This window comes from Bradyrhizobium sp. USDA3010, from assembly GCF_056429065.1.
Genome location: NZ_JBWJZD010000004.1, coordinates 272,238 through 288,488 on the forward strand (window position 1 = coordinate 272,238; position 16,251 = coordinate 288,488).

At 64.6% G+C, this 16,251-nt stretch carries 17 protein-coding genes; 9 read left to right on the top strand and 8 right to left on the bottom strand.

Annotated features, from left to right (window positions below; genetic code table 11):
* Positions 1 to 13 precede the first annotated feature (13 nt).
* Positions 14 to 3,145: an AAA family ATPase gene (locus tag AC066Y_RS09310; RefSeq protein ID WP_478273603.1), complete on the bottom strand. Its 3,132-nt coding sequence runs from the start codon at positions 3,143 to 3,145 to the stop codon at positions 14 to 16.
* 232 nt (positions 3,146 to 3,377) lie between these two features.
* On the bottom strand, positions 3,378 to 3,737 hold the full coding sequence (locus AC066Y_RS09315) for a hypothetical protein (RefSeq protein WP_478273604.1): 360 nt from the start codon (positions 3,735 to 3,737) through the stop codon (positions 3,378 to 3,380).
* A 54-nt stretch (positions 3,738 to 3,791) separates the two neighbouring features.
* Here AC066Y_RS09315 and AC066Y_RS09320 point away from each other — a divergent pair, with 54 nt between their 5' ends.
* Positions 3,792 to 4,520: a sulfite exporter TauE/SafE family protein gene (locus AC066Y_RS09320; protein WP_478273605.1), complete on the top strand. Its 729-nt coding sequence runs from the start codon at positions 3,792 to 3,794 to the stop codon at positions 4,518 to 4,520.
* Between the two features lie 156 nt (positions 4,521 to 4,676).
* Positions 4,677 to 4,871, top strand: coding sequence for a hypothetical protein (locus AC066Y_RS09325; RefSeq protein ID WP_478273606.1), 195 nt, complete (start codon positions 4,677 to 4,679; stop codon positions 4,869 to 4,871).
* A gap of 274 nt (positions 4,872 to 5,145) precedes the next feature.
* On the opposite strand, the gene rnk is transcribed toward AC066Y_RS09325, so the two are convergent.
* The 3 genes from rnk to AC066Y_RS09340 all read right to left on the bottom strand — a co-directional run bounded on the left by rnk (position 5,146) and on the right by AC066Y_RS09340 (position 6,977).
* Positions 5,146 to 5,565, bottom strand: coding sequence for a nucleoside diphosphate kinase regulator (rnk, locus tag AC066Y_RS09330; RefSeq protein ID WP_244549787.1), 420 nt, complete (start codon positions 5,563 to 5,565; stop codon positions 5,146 to 5,148).
* A gap of 318 nt (positions 5,566 to 5,883) precedes the next feature.
* Positions 5,884 to 6,414 carry a chromate transporter gene (locus AC066Y_RS09335; protein ID WP_478273607.1) on the bottom strand — a complete coding sequence of 177 codons (531 nt, stop codon included), beginning with the start codon at positions 6,412 to 6,414 and terminating at the stop codon, positions 5,884 to 5,886.
* Entirely contained in the window at positions 6,411 to 6,977 is a 567-nt protein-coding gene (locus tag AC066Y_RS09340) for a chromate transporter (RefSeq protein WP_478273608.1), read from the bottom strand. Before AC066Y_RS09340 ends, AC066Y_RS09335 begins: the two co-directional genes overlap by 4 nt.
* A 111-nt stretch (positions 6,978 to 7,088) precedes the next feature.
* Between AC066Y_RS09340 and AC066Y_RS09345 the strand changes: the two genes are divergently transcribed.
* Positions 7,089 to 8,003 carry a LysR family transcriptional regulator gene (locus AC066Y_RS09345; RefSeq protein WP_478273737.1) on the top strand — a complete coding sequence of 305 codons (915 nt, stop codon included), beginning with the start codon at positions 7,089 to 7,091 and terminating at the stop codon, positions 8,001 to 8,003.
* Between the two features lie 31 nt (positions 8,004 to 8,034).
* Here AC066Y_RS09345 and AC066Y_RS09350 read toward each other — a convergent pair whose 3' ends face one another.
* Positions 8,035 to 8,979 carry a hypothetical protein gene (locus tag AC066Y_RS09350; protein ID WP_478273609.1) on the bottom strand — a complete coding sequence of 315 codons (945 nt, stop codon included), beginning with the start codon at positions 8,977 to 8,979 and terminating at the stop codon, positions 8,035 to 8,037.
* Positions 8,980 to 9,230: 251 nt separating this feature from the next.
* Here AC066Y_RS09350 and AC066Y_RS09355 point away from each other — a divergent pair, with 251 nt between their 5' ends.
* Entirely contained in the window at positions 9,231 to 9,779 is a 549-nt protein-coding gene (locus AC066Y_RS09355; protein WP_478273610.1) for a carboxymuconolactone decarboxylase family protein, read from the top strand.
* Between the two features lie 240 nt (positions 9,780 to 10,019).
* On the opposite strand, the gene AC066Y_RS09360 is transcribed toward AC066Y_RS09355, so the two are convergent.
* Positions 10,020 to 11,015, bottom strand: a complete 996-nt coding sequence (locus AC066Y_RS09360) for a GlxA family transcriptional regulator (RefSeq protein ID WP_478273611.1) — start codon at positions 11,013 to 11,015, stop codon at positions 10,020 to 10,022.
* Between the two features lie 64 nt (positions 11,016 to 11,079).
* Between AC066Y_RS09360 and AC066Y_RS09365 the strand changes: the two genes are divergently transcribed.
* Positions 11,080 to 11,793 (top strand): DJ-1/PfpI family protein, encoded by a 714-nt coding sequence (locus tag AC066Y_RS09365; protein WP_478273612.1) that lies wholly within the window; start codon positions 11,080 to 11,082, stop codon positions 11,791 to 11,793.
* Between the two features lie 7 nt (positions 11,794 to 11,800).
* Here the strand turns inward: AC066Y_RS09365 and AC066Y_RS09370 are convergent, their stop codons facing one another.
* On the bottom strand, positions 11,801 to 12,292 hold the full coding sequence (locus tag AC066Y_RS09370; RefSeq protein ID WP_478273613.1) for a hypothetical protein: 492 nt from the start codon (positions 12,290 to 12,292) through the stop codon (positions 11,801 to 11,803).
* A gap of 250 nt (positions 12,293 to 12,542) precedes the next feature.
* Between AC066Y_RS09370 and AC066Y_RS09375 the strand changes: the two genes are divergently transcribed.
* The 4 genes from AC066Y_RS09375 (at position 12,543) to AC066Y_RS09390 (ending at position 16,192) form a co-directional block, all read left to right on the top strand.
* A complete protein-coding gene (locus AC066Y_RS09375; protein WP_478273614.1) occupies positions 12,543 to 13,607 on the top strand; it encodes an amidohydrolase family protein in 1,065 nt (354 codons plus the stop codon).
* Between the two features lie 204 nt (positions 13,608 to 13,811).
* Positions 13,812 to 14,924, top strand: coding sequence for an amidohydrolase family protein (locus AC066Y_RS09380; protein ID WP_478273615.1), 1,113 nt, complete (start codon positions 13,812 to 13,814; stop codon positions 14,922 to 14,924).
* A 70-nt stretch (positions 14,925 to 14,994) separates the two neighbouring features.
* Positions 14,995 to 15,408, top strand: coding sequence for a Rieske (2Fe-2S) protein (locus tag AC066Y_RS09385; RefSeq protein ID WP_298371583.1), 414 nt, complete (start codon positions 14,995 to 14,997; stop codon positions 15,406 to 15,408).
* A gap of 166 nt (positions 15,409 to 15,574) precedes the next feature.
* Positions 15,575 to 16,192: a glutathione S-transferase family protein gene (locus AC066Y_RS09390; RefSeq protein WP_478273616.1), complete on the top strand. Its 618-nt coding sequence runs from the start codon at positions 15,575 to 15,577 to the stop codon at positions 16,190 to 16,192.
* Positions 16,193 to 16,251 lie beyond the last annotated feature (59 nt).

Consider the following 16,251-nt stretch of genomic DNA (forward strand, 5'->3'; position numbering starts at 1 on the left):
TGGTCTCGGTCGGCTAAGCGGGCTGCGAAGGCAGCGAGGTGATCGCTTCGAGTTGCGCGGTTCGTGTTGCCAGCACCGCGAGCAGGCTCTTGTGCAGCCGATCCTCGGGTTCGAAGTTTTGCGCGAGCGTTCGGATGGTCTCGGCAAATCGCATGCGATACGTCGCCGCCCTGTCGACGTCTCCGTACTTCGCGAAGATCTCGGCGGCAGTGCGGTACACCCGCCAGGACGCAATCGGGAAGTCGGCACTGTCGACGATCTCCAGCGCGCGCGACAGCTGCAACCGAGCCTCCGCTGAATCGCCCAAGGCAAGCGCAGTACGCGCGAGCAGTCCGTGGGCCTGGGCCAGATGATTGAGATCTGGAGCCGTGGCCACATAGTCGTGGAGCTGGCGTGCGCAGCTCTGAGCCTGCGCAAAGTCGTCAACCTGCAGATAATATTCGCCGAGGCAATGATACACCTGCGTCGCGGCGGTAAATTCGATGTCGATGCCTTCCTCATTCCGGCGGCGCTCGATATCGTCGAATTGCCTGCGAGCTCCCGACGGGTCGTTCAGGCCGACATAGGCCTTCGCAAGGACGGCCCGCTTGTGGAAGTACGTCGACTGATCGCCGACCAGCAGACTGTCGTCGACGCTTTCGCACAGTTCCCGGGCTCCATCAAAGTCCATCGCTTCGACATGCAACCATGCAAGCGTCAGCCGGCACAATGCGCTGCTGGGGCCGTTCGCGTTCCTGACGGCAAGTTCCAGGCCGGCCGTGATTTCACGCCGCAATTCGCGCCATTCGCCCAGATGAATGAGCGCGATTGATTCAAGAACGTTGAACAGAACAAAAGTGTAAACGTCGCCGGCCAAGCGCGCCAACCGCTTTCCTTCGGTGCCGGCGCGGCGGCACTCTTGGTACCGCGACCGCCAGCAATCAACGATACCGGATATTCCATTGCGCCTGATCAAGACGCCATAGTTCGTGGCATTCGCACTCAGCTCGATCGCCCTGTCGCAGAGCGTGGCGTCCTGTTTGCGCCAGCCGTTGAGGAACAGGTTGACGCTCGCGCTGCTGCCCTGGACCAGAGCCTTGAATGTATCGTCCGCAAGCGTCTGGCTTCGCGACAGCACATCTTCAGCGGCCTCAAGGCAGGCGTGGCGATCCACGCGCAAGCAGAGACTGCTCACAGCCGTGAGGCCGTTGAGCTGTTGCTTGATCTCGCCGGCCTTTTCGGCGCAGGCAATCATGTCGCGCAAATCACGGATCGAGCCGACGAGGTCGCCGCACGAGCGAAGCGCCCAGCTCCGCTCCCGCAAGAGAGCGACGCGGGTTGAGAATTTGTCGGCAGCATCGAAACGATCAAGTATGCCGAGCGCGCGGGTGAGATAGCTTGCGGCCTCCGCATGGCCGAGGCGCTTCGTCGAACTCCTCGCCGCTTCCCGGAGGTAGCGCAACGCGCTCGGAAAGTCGCGACCCTGCTCAAAGTGAAGTGCGAGCGCGGGCGCTATTTCAGGGGTGCGGCCGGCATAGGCCTCCTCCAGCCTCTTGCCCAAGCGCTTGTGCGTCTGCGCGCGGTGCCCCGGCGGCAGATTCTGGTAAATGATATTCTGATAGAGAATGTGACGGAAGGCGTAGGAGCCCGAATATGTTCCGTCGGGCCACTCGGAAACCCCCGAGCGAACGAGGATTTGATCCTTCCGGATCGACGCTTCGATGTCCCTTTCAACGTCGATCGCATCGTCGGACAGGCCGGCCGCAACGAGGGCCGCAGAAAATTCCTCACCGGCAACGCTGGCGACATCGAGCAGACGCCGCTCCTTGTCGGTGAGGCGATCGAACTCGTGGCCGATCATGTTCAGGAGGCTGTCTGGAATGCGATCTTGCGTGAATGCCGCCTGCGCCAGGCGCCATCTGCCGTCGATTTCGACGATCGACCCCTGGTCGATCAAGTGTTTGAGCAGCGAGGCAACAAACAAGGGATGTCCCAGCGTTCGCTCGAACACGGGCTTTGACAGGCCGGAGGCAAGTTCCTCGTCGTCGAAACGCAATGCCAGGTAACGCTCGACCTCCGAACGCGACAATCGGTCGAGGCGCAATTCGCTGCAGTATCCATGGATCTCGAGATCCCGATGCAGGCGACGGATGGGATGGCCGCCGGCGGAACTATCGGCCGGACGATAGGAGCAGAGCACCAGCACGCGCGCCTTGCCGTTTCCGCGGGCGAAGCGAGACAGCACGTCGAGTGTCGCGAAGTCGCTCCAGTGCAGATCTTCGAGCACAAGGACCCAGGGGCGGCCGGTGCTCAGCGCTTCCAGAAGATCGCAAAATTCGCGCAGCATCCGCTCGCGCGTCGCGCCGAACACTTCGTCCTGGAAAGCCGCGCGTTCCGATGCGTCGATGGCGCCTGGCAATTGCAGTATCCAGGTGGGGGCGTGCGCGCGAACGGCCGAAATCAATTCCGGACCGTTTGCGCGATAACGGTTCAGCAGTGCATCGATGAGTGGAAGAAAGACTTCGTCCGTTCCGAATCGTTCAGTGCAGCGCCCATAGAGCTGATCGAAGCCCTGTTCCGTCAGCTGCTCGATCGCCTTGGCGATGAAGGCCGTCTTGCCAATCCCGGCTTCTCCGGTGACAAAAGCCATCTGCCGTTTGCCGGACAATACATGCCGCGTCATCTGGTCGATCATCGCGAAGGAGGCTGTCCGGCCGACCACCAGGGTGGAGATCTCGACCTTCAGAGGTGCGACCGCGTTCGCGACCTCCCTGGGTGCTTCCCGCACCGTGCCGACAAAGCGGACGCCTTTGCGCGGTAAGGTCTTGATCAGCCGTTGCGCCTCGCCGGAATCGCCTATTCCCGTCCGGGCTGCGTTGATGCGGGTGGTGAGCGCTGACTCCGAGACGATGCGCCCGCCCCAGATTGCACTGATCAGATCGTCCTTGGTCACCACCCGGCCGCGGTGGCGGACAAGATATTCAAGGAGGTCAAAAACCTGAGGCTGCAACGGGATCGGACGTCCGTCACGGCGCAATTCCCGCTGCTCGGTGTCGAGAACAAACTCGTCAAATAGATACTGCAAAACAATGCCTTCGGAGGTGCACGCGAGGCGGACATTCAACCGGTACACCGGCCCGAAAGCAAGCACGCCCTTCAAAATCAAGGAAACGATAAGAACAAATTAAGCTCGCGTTAAAGCGTGGCGCGGCGTGGCGTTCGATACTTCCAGCCGTATCCAGCCACTCACACAAGGTGCTCGTGTCATGCGCTTGGAAGAAAAGGCGCGGCGTCTTACCCGCGTGTTCTATGGGTTGTTGTTTCGCAAGATGTTCCAGTCGATCGCGGCAGCGGCCGTACCATTGTTTGACGGCAGGGCGTCACCCCGAAGCGATACGTTATTTTCTGTCGCCTCCTCGAGTCCTTCCCGAGGAGAGGGCTGGTTTGGGCGCCTCCTTCAGGCGCTTCACCATTCGCGACGGCCGCAGGCAGAGCGCACCCTTCGAGAGTATCGTCACCTGATCGACAACAGGTGGCACCGGTTTGCCTCGCGATCCGATGTTGGAGGACATGACAATGTCGGTCAGTGAGAAGTCGTCCGAACGCAAGCTTCGGGTTTCGGCGCCGAGCGAGAATGCGCTGCTGGCAACGATCGCCATCTGCTTTGTCATTGTGCACATCGTTGCAGCCACGATGCTGACTTCGACCCGCCAGAGCGATGCCGGGACAGCGCTCGAGCCGCCCGGACTGTCGTCCACGGACTGATCGCCACGTCGCTATTCCAGGATTTTGCGAACCGGAAGGGTTAGCTCATGGGCGACATTGCGTCGTTTTGCCTGCTTAGCATCGCCGTGTTTTGCGGCGCTTTCGTCTCGGGCCTCGCGGGTTTTGCCTTTTCGGCGGTGGCAGGCGCTATTCTCCTTCACGTTCTCCCACCACTGGAGGCGGTCCCGCTGATGATGGCCTGCAGCATCACCGTGCAAGTCACGGGTCTTTGGGCCTTGAGAAAAAGCATCCGCTGGAAACAGAGCTCCGCACTGGTCGTCGGCGGATTGCTTGGCGTACCGATCGCCGTGTGGCTGCTGCAAGCCGCGGACGCGCGGATCTTCAGAGAGAGCTTTGGTCTCGCCGTCGCCTGCTATGCGGCCTACACCTTATTCCGGCCGGTGCTTTCTCATCGCTTGCAGATGAATGCGGGCCGTAATGCATTGATCGGCTTCGGCGGAGGCTTTGTCGGCGGGCTGACGGCAATGCCGGGTGCAATACCGACCATATGGTGTGACATCCACGGCGTGCCGAAAACGGAGCAGCGCGGAATGGTTCAACCCTTCATCGCGGCCATGCAGATATTCGCACTTGGCCTCATGCTGATCCGAGGAGATCTGTCGACAAAGGTCCTGGTTGACTTCGCCGTCGGCATCCCGGCACTCCTCGCAGGAACAGCGCTCGGGCTTTTTGTGTTTCGCTGCGTCGATGACGCGCTGTTCCGGCGAATCATTCTCGGCATCTTGCTGGTTTCGGGACTGTTGCTGGTGTTGTAGCTGCGCCAGCCGCGCCTCCAGTTACAATGGCAGCCAGTTGCTGGCTTCTCGCCATGCATCGGCGATTGGGAAAATGCAGAACCGCGACTGCCGAACGCATGGCTCCGCCTACCCAGGTGAGGTAGGCTCGGGCAGCTGCGGTTGGGAGCTACCGACATGCCGATCAAATCGCTTCCTCTCCTTGCCATCTATGGCGACCTCGATCGCGCGCGCGACATCATGCGCGCCTGGCAGCCGCTCGACCATCTTTCCCCCGACGATGCCGAGATCGTCGTGAAAGCGATCGCCGAGGGCATCGCGCGCGGGCGCCGGCACGGGCTCGAGTTGGGGCAGTGCCATTTGGCGGCTTAAGCTACGCGCTGAGCATTCTGATATCGCCAGCACGTAAGGTGACCACGCCGGTCAGGTTCCCTTCCCCCTTGCGGGAGAGGGTGGGGAGGGGGGTGGCCCCGGGCGAGATGATTGACGTGGGTGTCGCTATCGCAGCGCCGACCGTGCCGTACGAATATTGAGAGAGACCGTCGTGTGGCACCCCCTCTCCCCAACTCTCCCCCGCAAGGGGGGACGGAGCCCTTCCGCCGGTGACTCCCCTACGAGAAGTTAGTCACCCCTCGAGGGTGTGCCGCTAGCTCTGCTGCTTCACGGCCAGAATCGTCACCGCACGGGTCTGGTGGCTCGGCGTCTGGAAATCGATCGTCTGGCCGACTGAAAGCCCGATCAACGCGGCGCCGACCGGCGTCAGCACCGAGATGCGCCGGAGCGCGATATCGGCTTCGTGCGGGTACACCAGCACGACTTCCCTGACGTCGCCGGTCTCGTCGTCGCGGTAGCGCACGCGCGCGCCCATACGGACCACGTCAGGCAGTTCGGAATCGTCGGCGACGACCCGGGCCCGGTCGGTCTCGCGCGCGAGGAACTGGGCCACGCGCGGAAACACCGCCATGCTGGAATCGGCCAGCGCGCTGAGGCGATGCGCCTCGCTCGCGGTGATCACGATCGGTGGCAGTGCGGGAGCGGTAAAGGTGTTCGGAATGGTTCGGGTCATGTCGGATGATCTTTGCGGTTGATCGGAGGCGCGGCGACGCCGATGCGCGGATGTCTCGCGCAACGCGACGGAGCGAATGATCTTGATGAAGCGATGATTTTGACGGCGTCGAGAAACCGGACGGCGCGCGATCGCCGGCCGGCTAAGTGCCTGCGTGCAGACGTCCGGCGCGCAAACCGAGGCGCGCAATGCGGGTGTCGATGCTCAACATGTCGATCATGGCACCATCAACATAGCCGCTCGTGACGTCGCATCCATTGCGGCGAAAGCGCGCACGCGCCGGGTGGAACGGCGCGCCATCGCAGCAACAGCCTGGCGTCAGGGCTGGCCGATGCCGGTGAGGCCGAGCACCGCGCCGGCGGCGAGCGCGAGCAGCGGATGGATGCGGCTGGTGGTGGTGGCGATCGCGACCATTGCCGCGATCAGGATGGTACCCCAGCTCGAGGCGGAGGCATGGGTGATGACGATGGCGCTGGCAGTGACGAGGCCGGCGGTGACCGGAACCAGCCCGGCCTGCACCGTGCGGCGCCACGGCCGGTCCTTGAAGCGTTCCCAGAGCCGGAGCGCGAAGCCGGTGACGAGCGACGACGGCCCGAACTTGGCGAGCGAAGTCACCAGCACGCCGGAGAAGCCGGCGACATGCCAGCCGACCAGCGGGACCACCATCATGTTCGGTCCGGGAGCAGCCTGCGCCAGCGCGAACAGCGCGCCGAATTCCTGCGCCGTCATCCAGTGATGGATGTCGACCACCTGACGCTGCATCTCCGGCAGGATGGTGTTGCCGCCGCCGAAGGCGAGTAGCGAGAGCTCGGCGAAGATCAGGGCGAGCGTGACCAGGGTTGCAGTCATGACGCCTGCCTCGATCTGAGGAGAATGCTGAGCGGCGCGAGCGTCAATAGCGTTGGCAGCAGCGGCAATCTCAACACCGCGATCGCGAGCACGCAGAGCGCGCCGATCAATAGGCCGAGCACATCGCGGCGCAACGGCCAGGCGATCTTGATCGCGGTGGAGATCAGCAGCCCGGCTGCCGCGGCGGCGAGGCCGCCGAACAGATGACGCACCACCGGGTCGTCGGCGAAGCGGCCATAGATCACGCCGAGCCCGATCACGACCGCGGTCGGCACCGCGATCAGGCCGAGGATCGAAGCGATGGCGCCGGGAATGCCGCGAAATTTCAGCCCCACCGCCACCGACATGTTGATGATGTTGCCGCCGGGCAGGAACTGGCAGAGCCCGAGCAGGTCGGTGAACTCGGCGCCGGTCAGCCAGCCGCGCTTCTCCACCATCATGTGGCGCGCCAGCGGCAGCACGCCGCCGAAGCCGGTCAGTCCGAGGATGAAGAAGCCCGTGAACAACTCGCCGACATCAGGTGCGTCATGCTTGGCGGTCTGTGCGGCGGGTATGGCGTCCATCGGCGGGGCGGCTCCGGTTCGTTCCTGAACCGACTCTAGTTGGCCGCGTGCCAAATATCCAATATATGGATAAGGGAATTTGCATATCTATTGCATATGGATCGCCTGATGATCGAACTGCGCCATCTCCGCTATGCCGTCGCGGTCGCCGACGAGGGCCACATCACCCGTGCCGCCGCGCGGCTCGGCATCCAGCAGCCGCCGCTGAGCCAGCAGATCCGCGCGCTGGAAACCGCGATCGGCGCGCCGCTGTTCCGGCGGCAGCCGCGCGGGGTGGAACTGACCGCCGCCGGCCGCGCCTTCGTCGGCAAGGCGCGCGCGATCCTGCGCGACACGGAGCTTGCCGTGGAAGCCGCGCGCCGCGCGAGCCGCGGCCAGGAGGGGCAGCTTGCGATCGGCTTCACCTCGTCGGCCGCCTTCCATCCCTTCGTCACCGGCGTGATGCGCGAAATGCGCGAGCGCGCGCCGGCGATCACACTGTCGCTCGAGGAGGCCTCGACCGGCGAGCTGATCGAAGCGGTCGAGGCCGACCGGCTCGATGCCGCATTCGTGCGCTCGCCGAGCGAGCGGCTGGAGAATCTCACGATCACGCATCTGCTCGACGAGGAGATGCTGGTCGCGCTGCCCGATCATCATCCGCGCGCCCGCAAGGATCCGCGCCGGCGGATTTCGCTGGCCTCGCTCGCCGACGAGCCGCTGATCCTCTACCGCCGTCCGACCGGGCCCGGCCTCTACGACAGCATCATCGCCGCCTGCCGCGCGGCAGGCTTCAGCCCGAAGGTGGCGCAGGAGGCGACGCGGATGGTGTCGACGCTGAGCCTCGTCGCAGCCGGGCTCGGCATTTCGATCGTGCCGGAATCGATGGCGCGGCTGGAGACCGCAGGCGTGTCCTATCTCCGCCTCGACCGCGCCACCGGCCTGGTCGCGCCGCTCGCGCTGGCGCGCAAGAAGGGCCCCGCCGCCGGCACGCTCGGCCGCCTGCTCGGGATCGTGACGCGGCGGGTGAAGGACCGTGCTGGCGCGTAGTGTGAACCTCGGAAGCGACCGCAGCGAGAGCTCACGGTCTCAGAAAGCAGGTCGCGAGCGGCGCCAGCAACGCAAGAGGCAACGGTGCGGTCAGTGCCACGGCGATGCCACCGGCGCGATGAAGCGCGAAGAAATGGTCTCGCGGCGAGGCCGTATCCGCCAGACCTCGCGTCATCAGCACCACGAAAGTCGCAGTGGTCGCGCCCCAGATCGCGCCGGCGCTGAAATGGCCGGCCAGCAGCTGAAGGCGATCGGACCACGATTGTCCATTGAGAGCCCAATGCTCCAAGCGTGGTGGATCGATGGTCATGTGGTAGAGCTGTGCGACGATCGTGGAGACGATGGTCCCGACGATCGACGCGCTGAGGAATGTCAACGTCGTCCTTCGCCGTCCGGATGCCACGCCGAGCACGCAGGCAGGAATCAACGCAGTCAGCACACTGATCGCGATCGTCGAGACCAGGAACGATCCCCACGGCAGATCGAGAATATTTAACGCGGTCAGCGTGCTGTTCGCGCGCTCGATCAGCGCCGCTCTTTGCAGGCGGAACTCGGCCTCGAAGTCGATCGCGAGCGGCCCTCGACCATAAACGTGCAAGGCAGCTGCGAGCCACAATGCGGACGACAGCAGCGTGCCCAGGAACCAGACCGTGATGCTCAGCCGCGGCAGGATGCGCTTGAGGACGATCCCTTGCATCAGCGGTGGGGCCAGCGTGGCGAGCACGACAGCGGCCAGCAGGCCATCCATGATGAGCCCGCGGTATTCGGCGGTCCGCGAGACCTGCTTGCCGATGGCCGTTGCCGATAGCACGGTGAGCGCAGGGATCAGCGCTGAGACGAACACCCAGGCGAGCCAGGTGGACCAGGTCAAGGGCCGCAGGCGCGAAAGGCCGGGTTCTTTTGTGAGGTTCATGTCGCCAGTCAGAATTGATGAGGTGAGCGAGCAGAACGTCGGCGACTGGCCGATCTGCCGCAACGGTCAATCCCTGCAAGCTTAGGCACACGGCCGATGGCGCTGTGTCGAGTTGTCCGCGTTTGTGCGCATCGGTGCGGCTCGCGGAGCGAACCGGCCGGCAGGGATGGCGTGGAATGTGGGGAGTTTGGCGAACGCGCGCGTCAGGGCGCGGCTAGATGGCTCCCATCGAACCCGACTGCTCGCGCGTCGATCGTAACAGACAGTTGCGTCCGGCGGCCTCGGGTTCAATCACCACAGTGAAAGGCAGTTCAATGGCACGTTTTCCTGTCCTTACGCTCGATTCCGCACCGGAAGCCTCAAGGCCCGCCTTGCGTGACGTCGAGGCGCGGTTTGGCATGATCCCTAACCTTGCGGCGACGATGGCGACGTCGCCGGTACTGATCCAGAGCTTCATCGGCATCTTCGACAAGGTTCACGGCGGCAGCTTCACCGAGCAGCAGATCCAGACCGTGCTGCTCACCGATGCGGTGACCAATGGCTGCACCTGGGCGGTCGCGCTGCATTCCGCGCTCGGCTTGCAGGCCGGCCTCGATCCGGCCGACGTCGACGCGATGCGTGCCGGCCGCTCGCCTGCCGACAAGACCCTCGGCGCGCTCTCGACGCTGGCGAGATCGCTGATCGAAAAGCGCGGGCGGCTCGACGACGAGGAGATCGAACGATTCCTGGCGGCCGGGTTCTACAAGGACCTCGTGCTCGAGGTGATCACCATCGTGGCGGCATCGACCATCACCAACTACACCGGCAGCGTGACCAATCCACCGCTGGAGCCGGCGTTGCAGGCGCATGCCTGGAACGGTTGAGCCGATCTCAGCCGGCCGGTTGATCACAAGCGAGGCGCTCTACTTTACCTCGCCCCGCGTGCGGGGAGAGGTCGGAACGCATCGTTAGATGCGTTCTGGGTGAGGGGGAGCCTCCGCAAACGCAGCTATTGCGGTATATGCGGAGACAGCCCCTCACCCCAACCCTCTCCCCGTAAGAACGGGGCGAGGGAGCGCAGCAGCCGTCGCAATCGCCTTCGACCCAATCTCATCACGCTCTAGCTAACGCGCAAACCTGGCGCGGTAATCCTGCGGTGTGGTCGACAGCACGCGCAGGAAGCTGCGGCGCATCGTCTCTTCGGACCCGAAGCCGCAGCGCTGCGAGATCCGCTTGACCGGCAAGCGCGTCTCCGAGAGCAGGTGCCGGGCGCCCTCGACCCGCAACCGCTCGATCGCGCGGGCCGGCGTCAATCCGGTTGCATCTGCGTAGTGCCGGCTGAAGCTGCGCTCGCTCATGCCGGCCTGTTTCGCCAGCGTCGAAAGCGAGAGGTCGTCGGCCAGATGGCCGCTGATCCAGTCATGCAGCGCGCCGAACCTGTCGTCGGTCGTTTGCAGCGACAGGATTTCGCTGAACTGCGCCTGTCCGCCGGGCCGCTTGAAGAACACCACGAGATAGCGGGCGACGGCAAGCGCCGCCGCGCGGCCGAGGTCTTCCTCCAGCAGTGCGAGCGCGAGATCGATGCCGGACGTGACGCCGGCCGACGTCCAGAACGATCCGTCGCGCACGAAGATCGGATCGGACTCGACGCGAACATCGGGAAAGCGCTCCGCGAGTTCCGAACAGAATTGCCAGTGGGTCGCGGCACGACGGCCATCGAGAACGCCCGATGCGGCGAGCAGGAACGCACCGGTGCAGACCGATGCGGTGCGGCGTGCTTGCCCGGCGCGTCCGCGCACCCAGTCCACCAGGGCGCGATCGGCCGCCGCTGCGTTGACGCCGTCGCCGCCGGGAACAACCAGCGTGTCGACCGCAGTGCTGACGGCGGGCAGCGGGTGCACCGCGAGCCCGACGCCGGCCGATGCTTCGATCGTAGGGCCGTCCTTGGCGACGACGCGGACCTCATAAGGCTCGGCATTGCCTGCCCTGGCCGCCAGCGCGTTGGCGGATGCGAACACTTGCAATGGCCCGGTGACATCGAGCAATTGCACCGCCGGATAAGCCAGCACTTCGATCAGGCGGCGGCCGTTTGGCGAGAAACGTGGGCTGGTTGGCGTCATCGCCGAAACGTGCCGCGCTAGATTCGCTTTGTCCATAGTTCAAGCGAAGTTTGAGGGAAGTGCGATGATTGCTCACGATGTCCACTTGCGGATCGGATCACTGCTGTTCGAAGGCGTCGATCAAATCGACTTGACCGGGCCGTTCGAGGTGCTGTCGCGGATTCCGAATTCGACCTACCGCATCTACGGCAAGACCGCCGAGCCCGTCCGCGACATCAAGGGATTGCGGCTGACACCGGATGCGACGCTGGCCGAAGCGCCGCCGCTCGATGTGCTCCACGTGCCGGGCGGCTTCGGTCAGCAAGCCTTGATGGACGACGCGGAAGTGCTCGGCTGGATCAACCGGCAGGCGGCGGGCGCATGCCGCATTTTCTCGGTTTGCACGGGCGCGCTGATCTGCGGCGCGGCCGGCCTTCTGAAGGGGCGCAGGGCGACGACGCATTGGGCGTCGTTTCATCTGCTGCCGTTCTTCGGCGCCACGCCCGTGAACCAACGCGTGGTGGTGGACGGAAGCTTTGTCTTTGCCGCCGGAATCACGGCAGGCATCGATGGGGCATTGCGGCTCGCCGCCGAATTGCGCGGCGACGATGCCGCGCGCGCGATCCAGCTCTATATGGTGTATGCGCCGGAGCCGCCGTTCGACTGCGGCACGCCGGAGACCGCGCCACCCGAGATCCTGCAGCAGTCGCGCGAGGCCGTGCGCGCGATCACAGCGCAGCGGGAAGAGACCGCGCGCCGGGTGGCCGCCAGGCTGGGTGTCGTGGTGCAGGGAGATTGAGCCCGGGCTAGTTCCCCGGCTCGAAGCTGCAGTCGGCGCCGCCGCCGGCCTTGTCCTGGATCACCTTTGGATCGAGTGTGCAGGACAGTCTCGACAGCGCCTCGTAAATCGTGCCTGCGGCGCCGTCGGGCGGCACGCCGGCCAGGGCCGCGGTCGCGTAGATCGCGTTGGCCTCGCTGCCCTTCACGGTGTGGGTCCTGCTGCCGAAGGTCAGCGCGCAGGAGCGCGAGGTGATGTCGACATTGCTGGCGCGGCAGACGACCTTGTCGGCGGTGACGGTGATCTTCCTGGCATAGCGGACATTGCTGTTGCCGCCAAACAACGCGGCGACCGCCTTCTTCTCCTTGGCCGGCAACGGCGAATAGGGCGCCACCACGCCGGCGAGCGCCAGCGCGACCGAGCCGGACGCGGTCGCGGGCGCGGCCCATCCGGCGGTTGAGGCCAGCGACAATGAACATGCGAGGATCGTCAATCGGCCAAGCCTCATTCCAAGTCTCATTCTCGTCTCCTGAAGCTGCGCTTTCCGCGACGCGAAATCGCTAGCATGTCTGACGGCGCACGTGGGTGATGCCGTTCACACGCGATCCCGCAACTTCGCGTGAGGGCGGTGCGCGCATAGGGCAGGGCGGCCCCGCGCGGATCGGCTTGCGCCATCGCGCCTTCGGCGTCACAGTCCGCTCCGCGGCAGCGATGCCGCCAACAACCAAGAAGAGACGTTAGTCCGAGGAACGGAACATCTAGGGAGCATCATGGCGGCCACGCGCATCGACTGCGACATCCATCCCGCGGTGGGGGGAACGCGCACCACGCTGCTGCCTTATCTTAGCGATCACTGGAAGGAACAGGTGGTCAGCCGCGCGATCGACGGGCTGGACCTCAATTCCTATCCGCCGTCGATGCCGCTGTCCGGCCGCGCCGACTGGCGGCCGGCCGACGGCCGCAAGCCCGGCAGCGATCTCGCCATGGTGCAGCGCGGCGCGTTCGACCAGCTCGGCGCCAGTCACGCCATCTGCAACGTCGTCTACGGCGCGCAGGCGGTGTTCGATCCCTACATGGCGGCGGACTTCTGCAAGGCGATCAACGACTGGATCGCGGCGGAGTGGCTTGCCAGGGACACGCGGCTGCGCGCCTCGATCGTGGTGCCGATCCAGGCGCCGGACCTTGCCGTCGAGGAGATCGAGCGCCGCGCCGGTGACAACCGCTTTGTCTCCGTGCTGGTGCCCTCGCAAGGCGAGATGCTGCTCGGGCGGCGGCACTACTGGCCGATCTATCAGGCCGCGGAGAAACACAGACTGCCGATCGCGATCCACGCCGGCAGCGCCTATCGCGGCGCGCCGAGCTCGATCGGCTGGCCGTCCTATCGCTACGAATATTATCTCGCCGAAGCGCAGGCGTTCCAGGCGCAGACATTGAGCCTGATCTATGAGGGCGTGTTCGGGAAGTATCCGGGATTGACGGTGGTGCTGATGGAGTCGGGCGTCAGCTGGCTGCCCGCCTTCATGTGGCGCGCCAACAAGACCTGGCGCGGCGTGCGCGTCGAGGTGCCGTGGGTGGAGCGCGAGCCGGCCGCGATCATCCGCGATCATTTCCGCGTCACCATGCAGCCGTTCGACGCGCCGATGGATGCAACCGGCGTCGCCGACATCATCGACCAGATCGGCTCCGACAAGATGTTCCTGTTCGCGTCGGACTACCCGCACTGGCAGTTCGACGGCGACGATCCGGTGCCGCCGCATTTGCCTGATAGCCTCGTCAAGCGGATGTGCGAAGATAATCCGTTGGAAACCTTTCCGCGCCTGAAGCTCGACGCCTGACCATGACGAAGCTCGACGCGACATCGGGGGTCTCATACCTCTCCCCAGCGGGGAGAGGTCGGCGCGCAGCGCCGGGTGAGGGGGCGCGGGTCTCACGAGGGACCGTAAGGCCCTCACCCGGATTGCATCTGGCGATGCAATCCGACCTCTCCCCGCTGGGGAGAGAGGTGACGGCTACACCGGCTCAATTCAATGGAGGATCGCATGAGTGACGTCATCGACCGCCCGATGCTCGATCAGGAGACCACCGCCGCGACGCGGCTCAAGATCATCGATTGTGACATCCATCCGAGCATTCATGCGCACAGCGACCTCAACGAGTTCCTGCCAAAGCGCTGGCAGCAGCATCTCAAGGAATATGGCAGCCATCTGCGCACGCCCTATATCGGCACCACGCCGTATCCGCGCTCCTCGCCGCTGATCGCGCGGCGCGATGCGTGGCCGCCGACCGGTGGCGTGCCCGGCTCCGATCTCGATTTCATGCGAAAGCAGCATCTCGATCCGTTCGACGTCGAGTTCGGCATCCTTCAGGTGCTCGACCTCTTCATCTTCTCGCAGCAGAACCTGGAATTCGGCGCGGCGATCCAGCGCGCCATCAACGACTGGCAACTCGCTTTCTGGGCGCACCGCGATCCGCGCCTGAAAGCCTCGATCCTGGTCGGGCAGGACGGCTCCGACCTCGGCCTCGCCGAGATCGACCGCTGCGCGAAGACCGGTGAGTACATCCAGATCAACGTCTCGCCGCGCGCCAACGAGCCGCTCGGCCGCCGCCGCTACTGGCCGATCTACGAGCGCGCGCAAGAGCTCGATCTGCCGCTCGGCATCCATGTCGGCGGCTATGGCGGGCATGCGCCGACCGGCGGCGGCTGGCCGTCCTATTATTGCGAGGAGCATCAGTCGAACGCGCACACGGTGGCCTCGAACCTCACGAGCCTTGTGCTGGAAGGCGTTCCCGAGCGCTTCCCGAAACTGAAGATCGTGTTCATCGAGGGCGGCTTCGGCTGGATCCCCGCCACGATGTGGCGGATGGACCAGCATTTTGAGCGCTTCCGCAGCGAGGTGCCGCATCTGAAGCGCAAGCCGAGCGAATATGTGAAGCAGCATTTCTGGTTCACGACCCAGCCGATCGACGAGCCGGATGAAGCCAAGCACCTGCGCCAGCTGATCGAATGGGTCGGGATCGACCGGCTGCTGTTCTCGTCGGACTATCCGCACTGGGACTATGACGACGCGCGCTTCGCCTTCAAGACGCCGCTGACGGACGCCGAGCGGCGCAAGATCTTCAACAGCAATGCCCGCGCGGTTTACAAGTTTTGACTCTTGTTTTGACGCGTTTTCTTCACGCGAACCGGAAGCCCACTTCGCTTGAAAACGCTATGAGGACTCGATGACCCGTCACATCGTCGCGCGCACCAGTGAGATTCCGGCCGGCGGCAACAAGGTGTTCGGCCTCGAGGGTCGCGACATCGTCGTGTTCCACGTCAATGGCGAGTTCTTCGCGCTGCTGAATCGCTGTCCGCATGAGGGCGCGCCGCTGGAGAAGGCGGCCTGCGTGGCGCGCCTGACCTCGCCGGAGCCCGGCATCTATCAGCGCGACCGTGTCGGCGAGATGCTGCGCTGTCCCTGGCACGGCTGGGAATTCGACATGCGCAACGGCCAGTCCTGGTTCGATCCCAAGCGGTTCAGGATCCGCTCCTATCCGGTCGCAGTCGAGAGCGGTGCCGAGTTGCAGAAGGGGCCGTATGTCGCCGAGACGTTTCCGGTCCATATCGAAGACGATTACGTGATCGTTGAGGTGTAAGGGCTGCGTCGTAAAACTTGTCACGCTGGGACAAGCCCGGCCATGACGGTTATTGCAATATTCGCAATAATGAAGTTCACACGGCAGTAATTATAATATCCAATGCAATGGGCCACCTTGAGGTCGCGGACGGGATAACCCCGTCTATGACATCAGGAACGGCACCATGAAGCTCTATCACTTTGCTCTCTCCGGCCACGCACACCGCGCCCGCCTGTTCGTGTCCCTGCTCGGAATTCCGCACGAGGTGGTCGACGTCGACCTCAGGTCCGGAGCGCACAAGACGCCGGAATTCCTCGCGCTCAATCCGTTCGGCCAGGTGCCCGTGCTCGACGATGACGGCACCATCGTTTGCGACTCCAACGCGATCCTTGTCTACCTCGCGACCAAGCTCGGCCGCACCGACTGGCTGCCACAGGATGCGAAGGGCGCCGCAGCCGTGCAGCGCTGGCTGTCGGTTGCCGCCGGCGATCTCGCGTTCGGGCCTGCCGCGGCGCGGCTGATCACGGTGTTCGGCGCGAAGCACAATCCGGACGATGTGATCGCGCGCGCCCATGTCTTGCTGAAGCGGCTCGAAGCCCATCTCGCCGATCGCGGCTGGATGGTCGGCGCGCAGCCGACCATCGCGGACGTCGCGCTCTACAGCTATCTGTCGAGCGCGCCCGAAGGCAATGTCGATCTCTCCGCCTACCCGCGCGTCAACGCCTTCCTGCGCCGGATCGAGGCGCTGCCGGGCTTCGTGCCGTTTGCCAAGACCCCCGTCGGACTGGCGGCGGCCGCGTAACGTGCTGACCGGGCGTGCCTGCGGGCGCGCCCGTCCAACCCCGAAAGGGAGGGCGATGC

What these genes read in the sequence shown, in the direction of transcription:
- AC066Y_RS09320 (WP_478273605.1), top strand. Translation starts at nt 3,792, where the DNA reads ATGGGCGACATTGCGTCGTTTTGCCTGCTTAGCATCGCCGTGTTTTGC.
- AC066Y_RS09325 (WP_478273606.1), top strand. Translation starts at nt 4,677, where the DNA reads ATGCCGATCAAATCGCTTCCTCTCCTTGCCATCTATGGCGACCTCGAT.
- rnk (WP_244549787.1), bottom strand. Translation starts at nt 5,565, where the DNA reads ATGACCCGAACCATTCCGAACACCTTTACCGCTCCCGCACTGCCACCG.
- AC066Y_RS09335 (WP_478273607.1), bottom strand. Translation starts at nt 6,414, where the DNA reads ATGACTGCAACCCTGGTCACGCTCGCCCTGATCTTCGCCGAGCTCTCG.
- AC066Y_RS09340 (WP_478273608.1), bottom strand. Translation starts at nt 6,977, where the DNA reads ATGGACGCCATACCCGCCGCACAGACCGCCAAGCATGACGCACCTGAT.
- AC066Y_RS09355 (WP_478273610.1), top strand. Translation starts at nt 9,231, where the DNA reads ATGGCACGTTTTCCTGTCCTTACGCTCGATTCCGCACCGGAAGCCTCA.
- AC066Y_RS09360 (WP_478273611.1), bottom strand. Translation starts at nt 11,015, where the DNA reads ATGACGCCAACCAGCCCACGTTTCTCGCCAAACGGCCGCCGCCTGATC.
- AC066Y_RS09365 (WP_478273612.1), top strand. Translation starts at nt 11,080, where the DNA reads ATGATTGCTCACGATGTCCACTTGCGGATCGGATCACTGCTGTTCGAA.
- AC066Y_RS09370 (WP_478273613.1), bottom strand. Translation starts at nt 12,292, where the DNA reads ATGAGACTTGGAATGAGGCTTGGCCGATTGACGATCCTCGCATGTTCA.
- AC066Y_RS09375 (WP_478273614.1), top strand. Translation starts at nt 12,543, where the DNA reads ATGGCGGCCACGCGCATCGACTGCGACATCCATCCCGCGGTGGGGGGA.
- AC066Y_RS09380 (WP_478273615.1), top strand. Translation starts at nt 13,812, where the DNA reads ATGAGTGACGTCATCGACCGCCCGATGCTCGATCAGGAGACCACCGCC.
- AC066Y_RS09385 (WP_298371583.1), top strand. Translation starts at nt 14,995, where the DNA reads ATGACCCGTCACATCGTCGCGCGCACCAGTGAGATTCCGGCCGGCGGC.
- AC066Y_RS09390 (WP_478273616.1), top strand. Translation starts at nt 15,575, where the DNA reads ATGAAGCTCTATCACTTTGCTCTCTCCGGCCACGCACACCGCGCCCGC.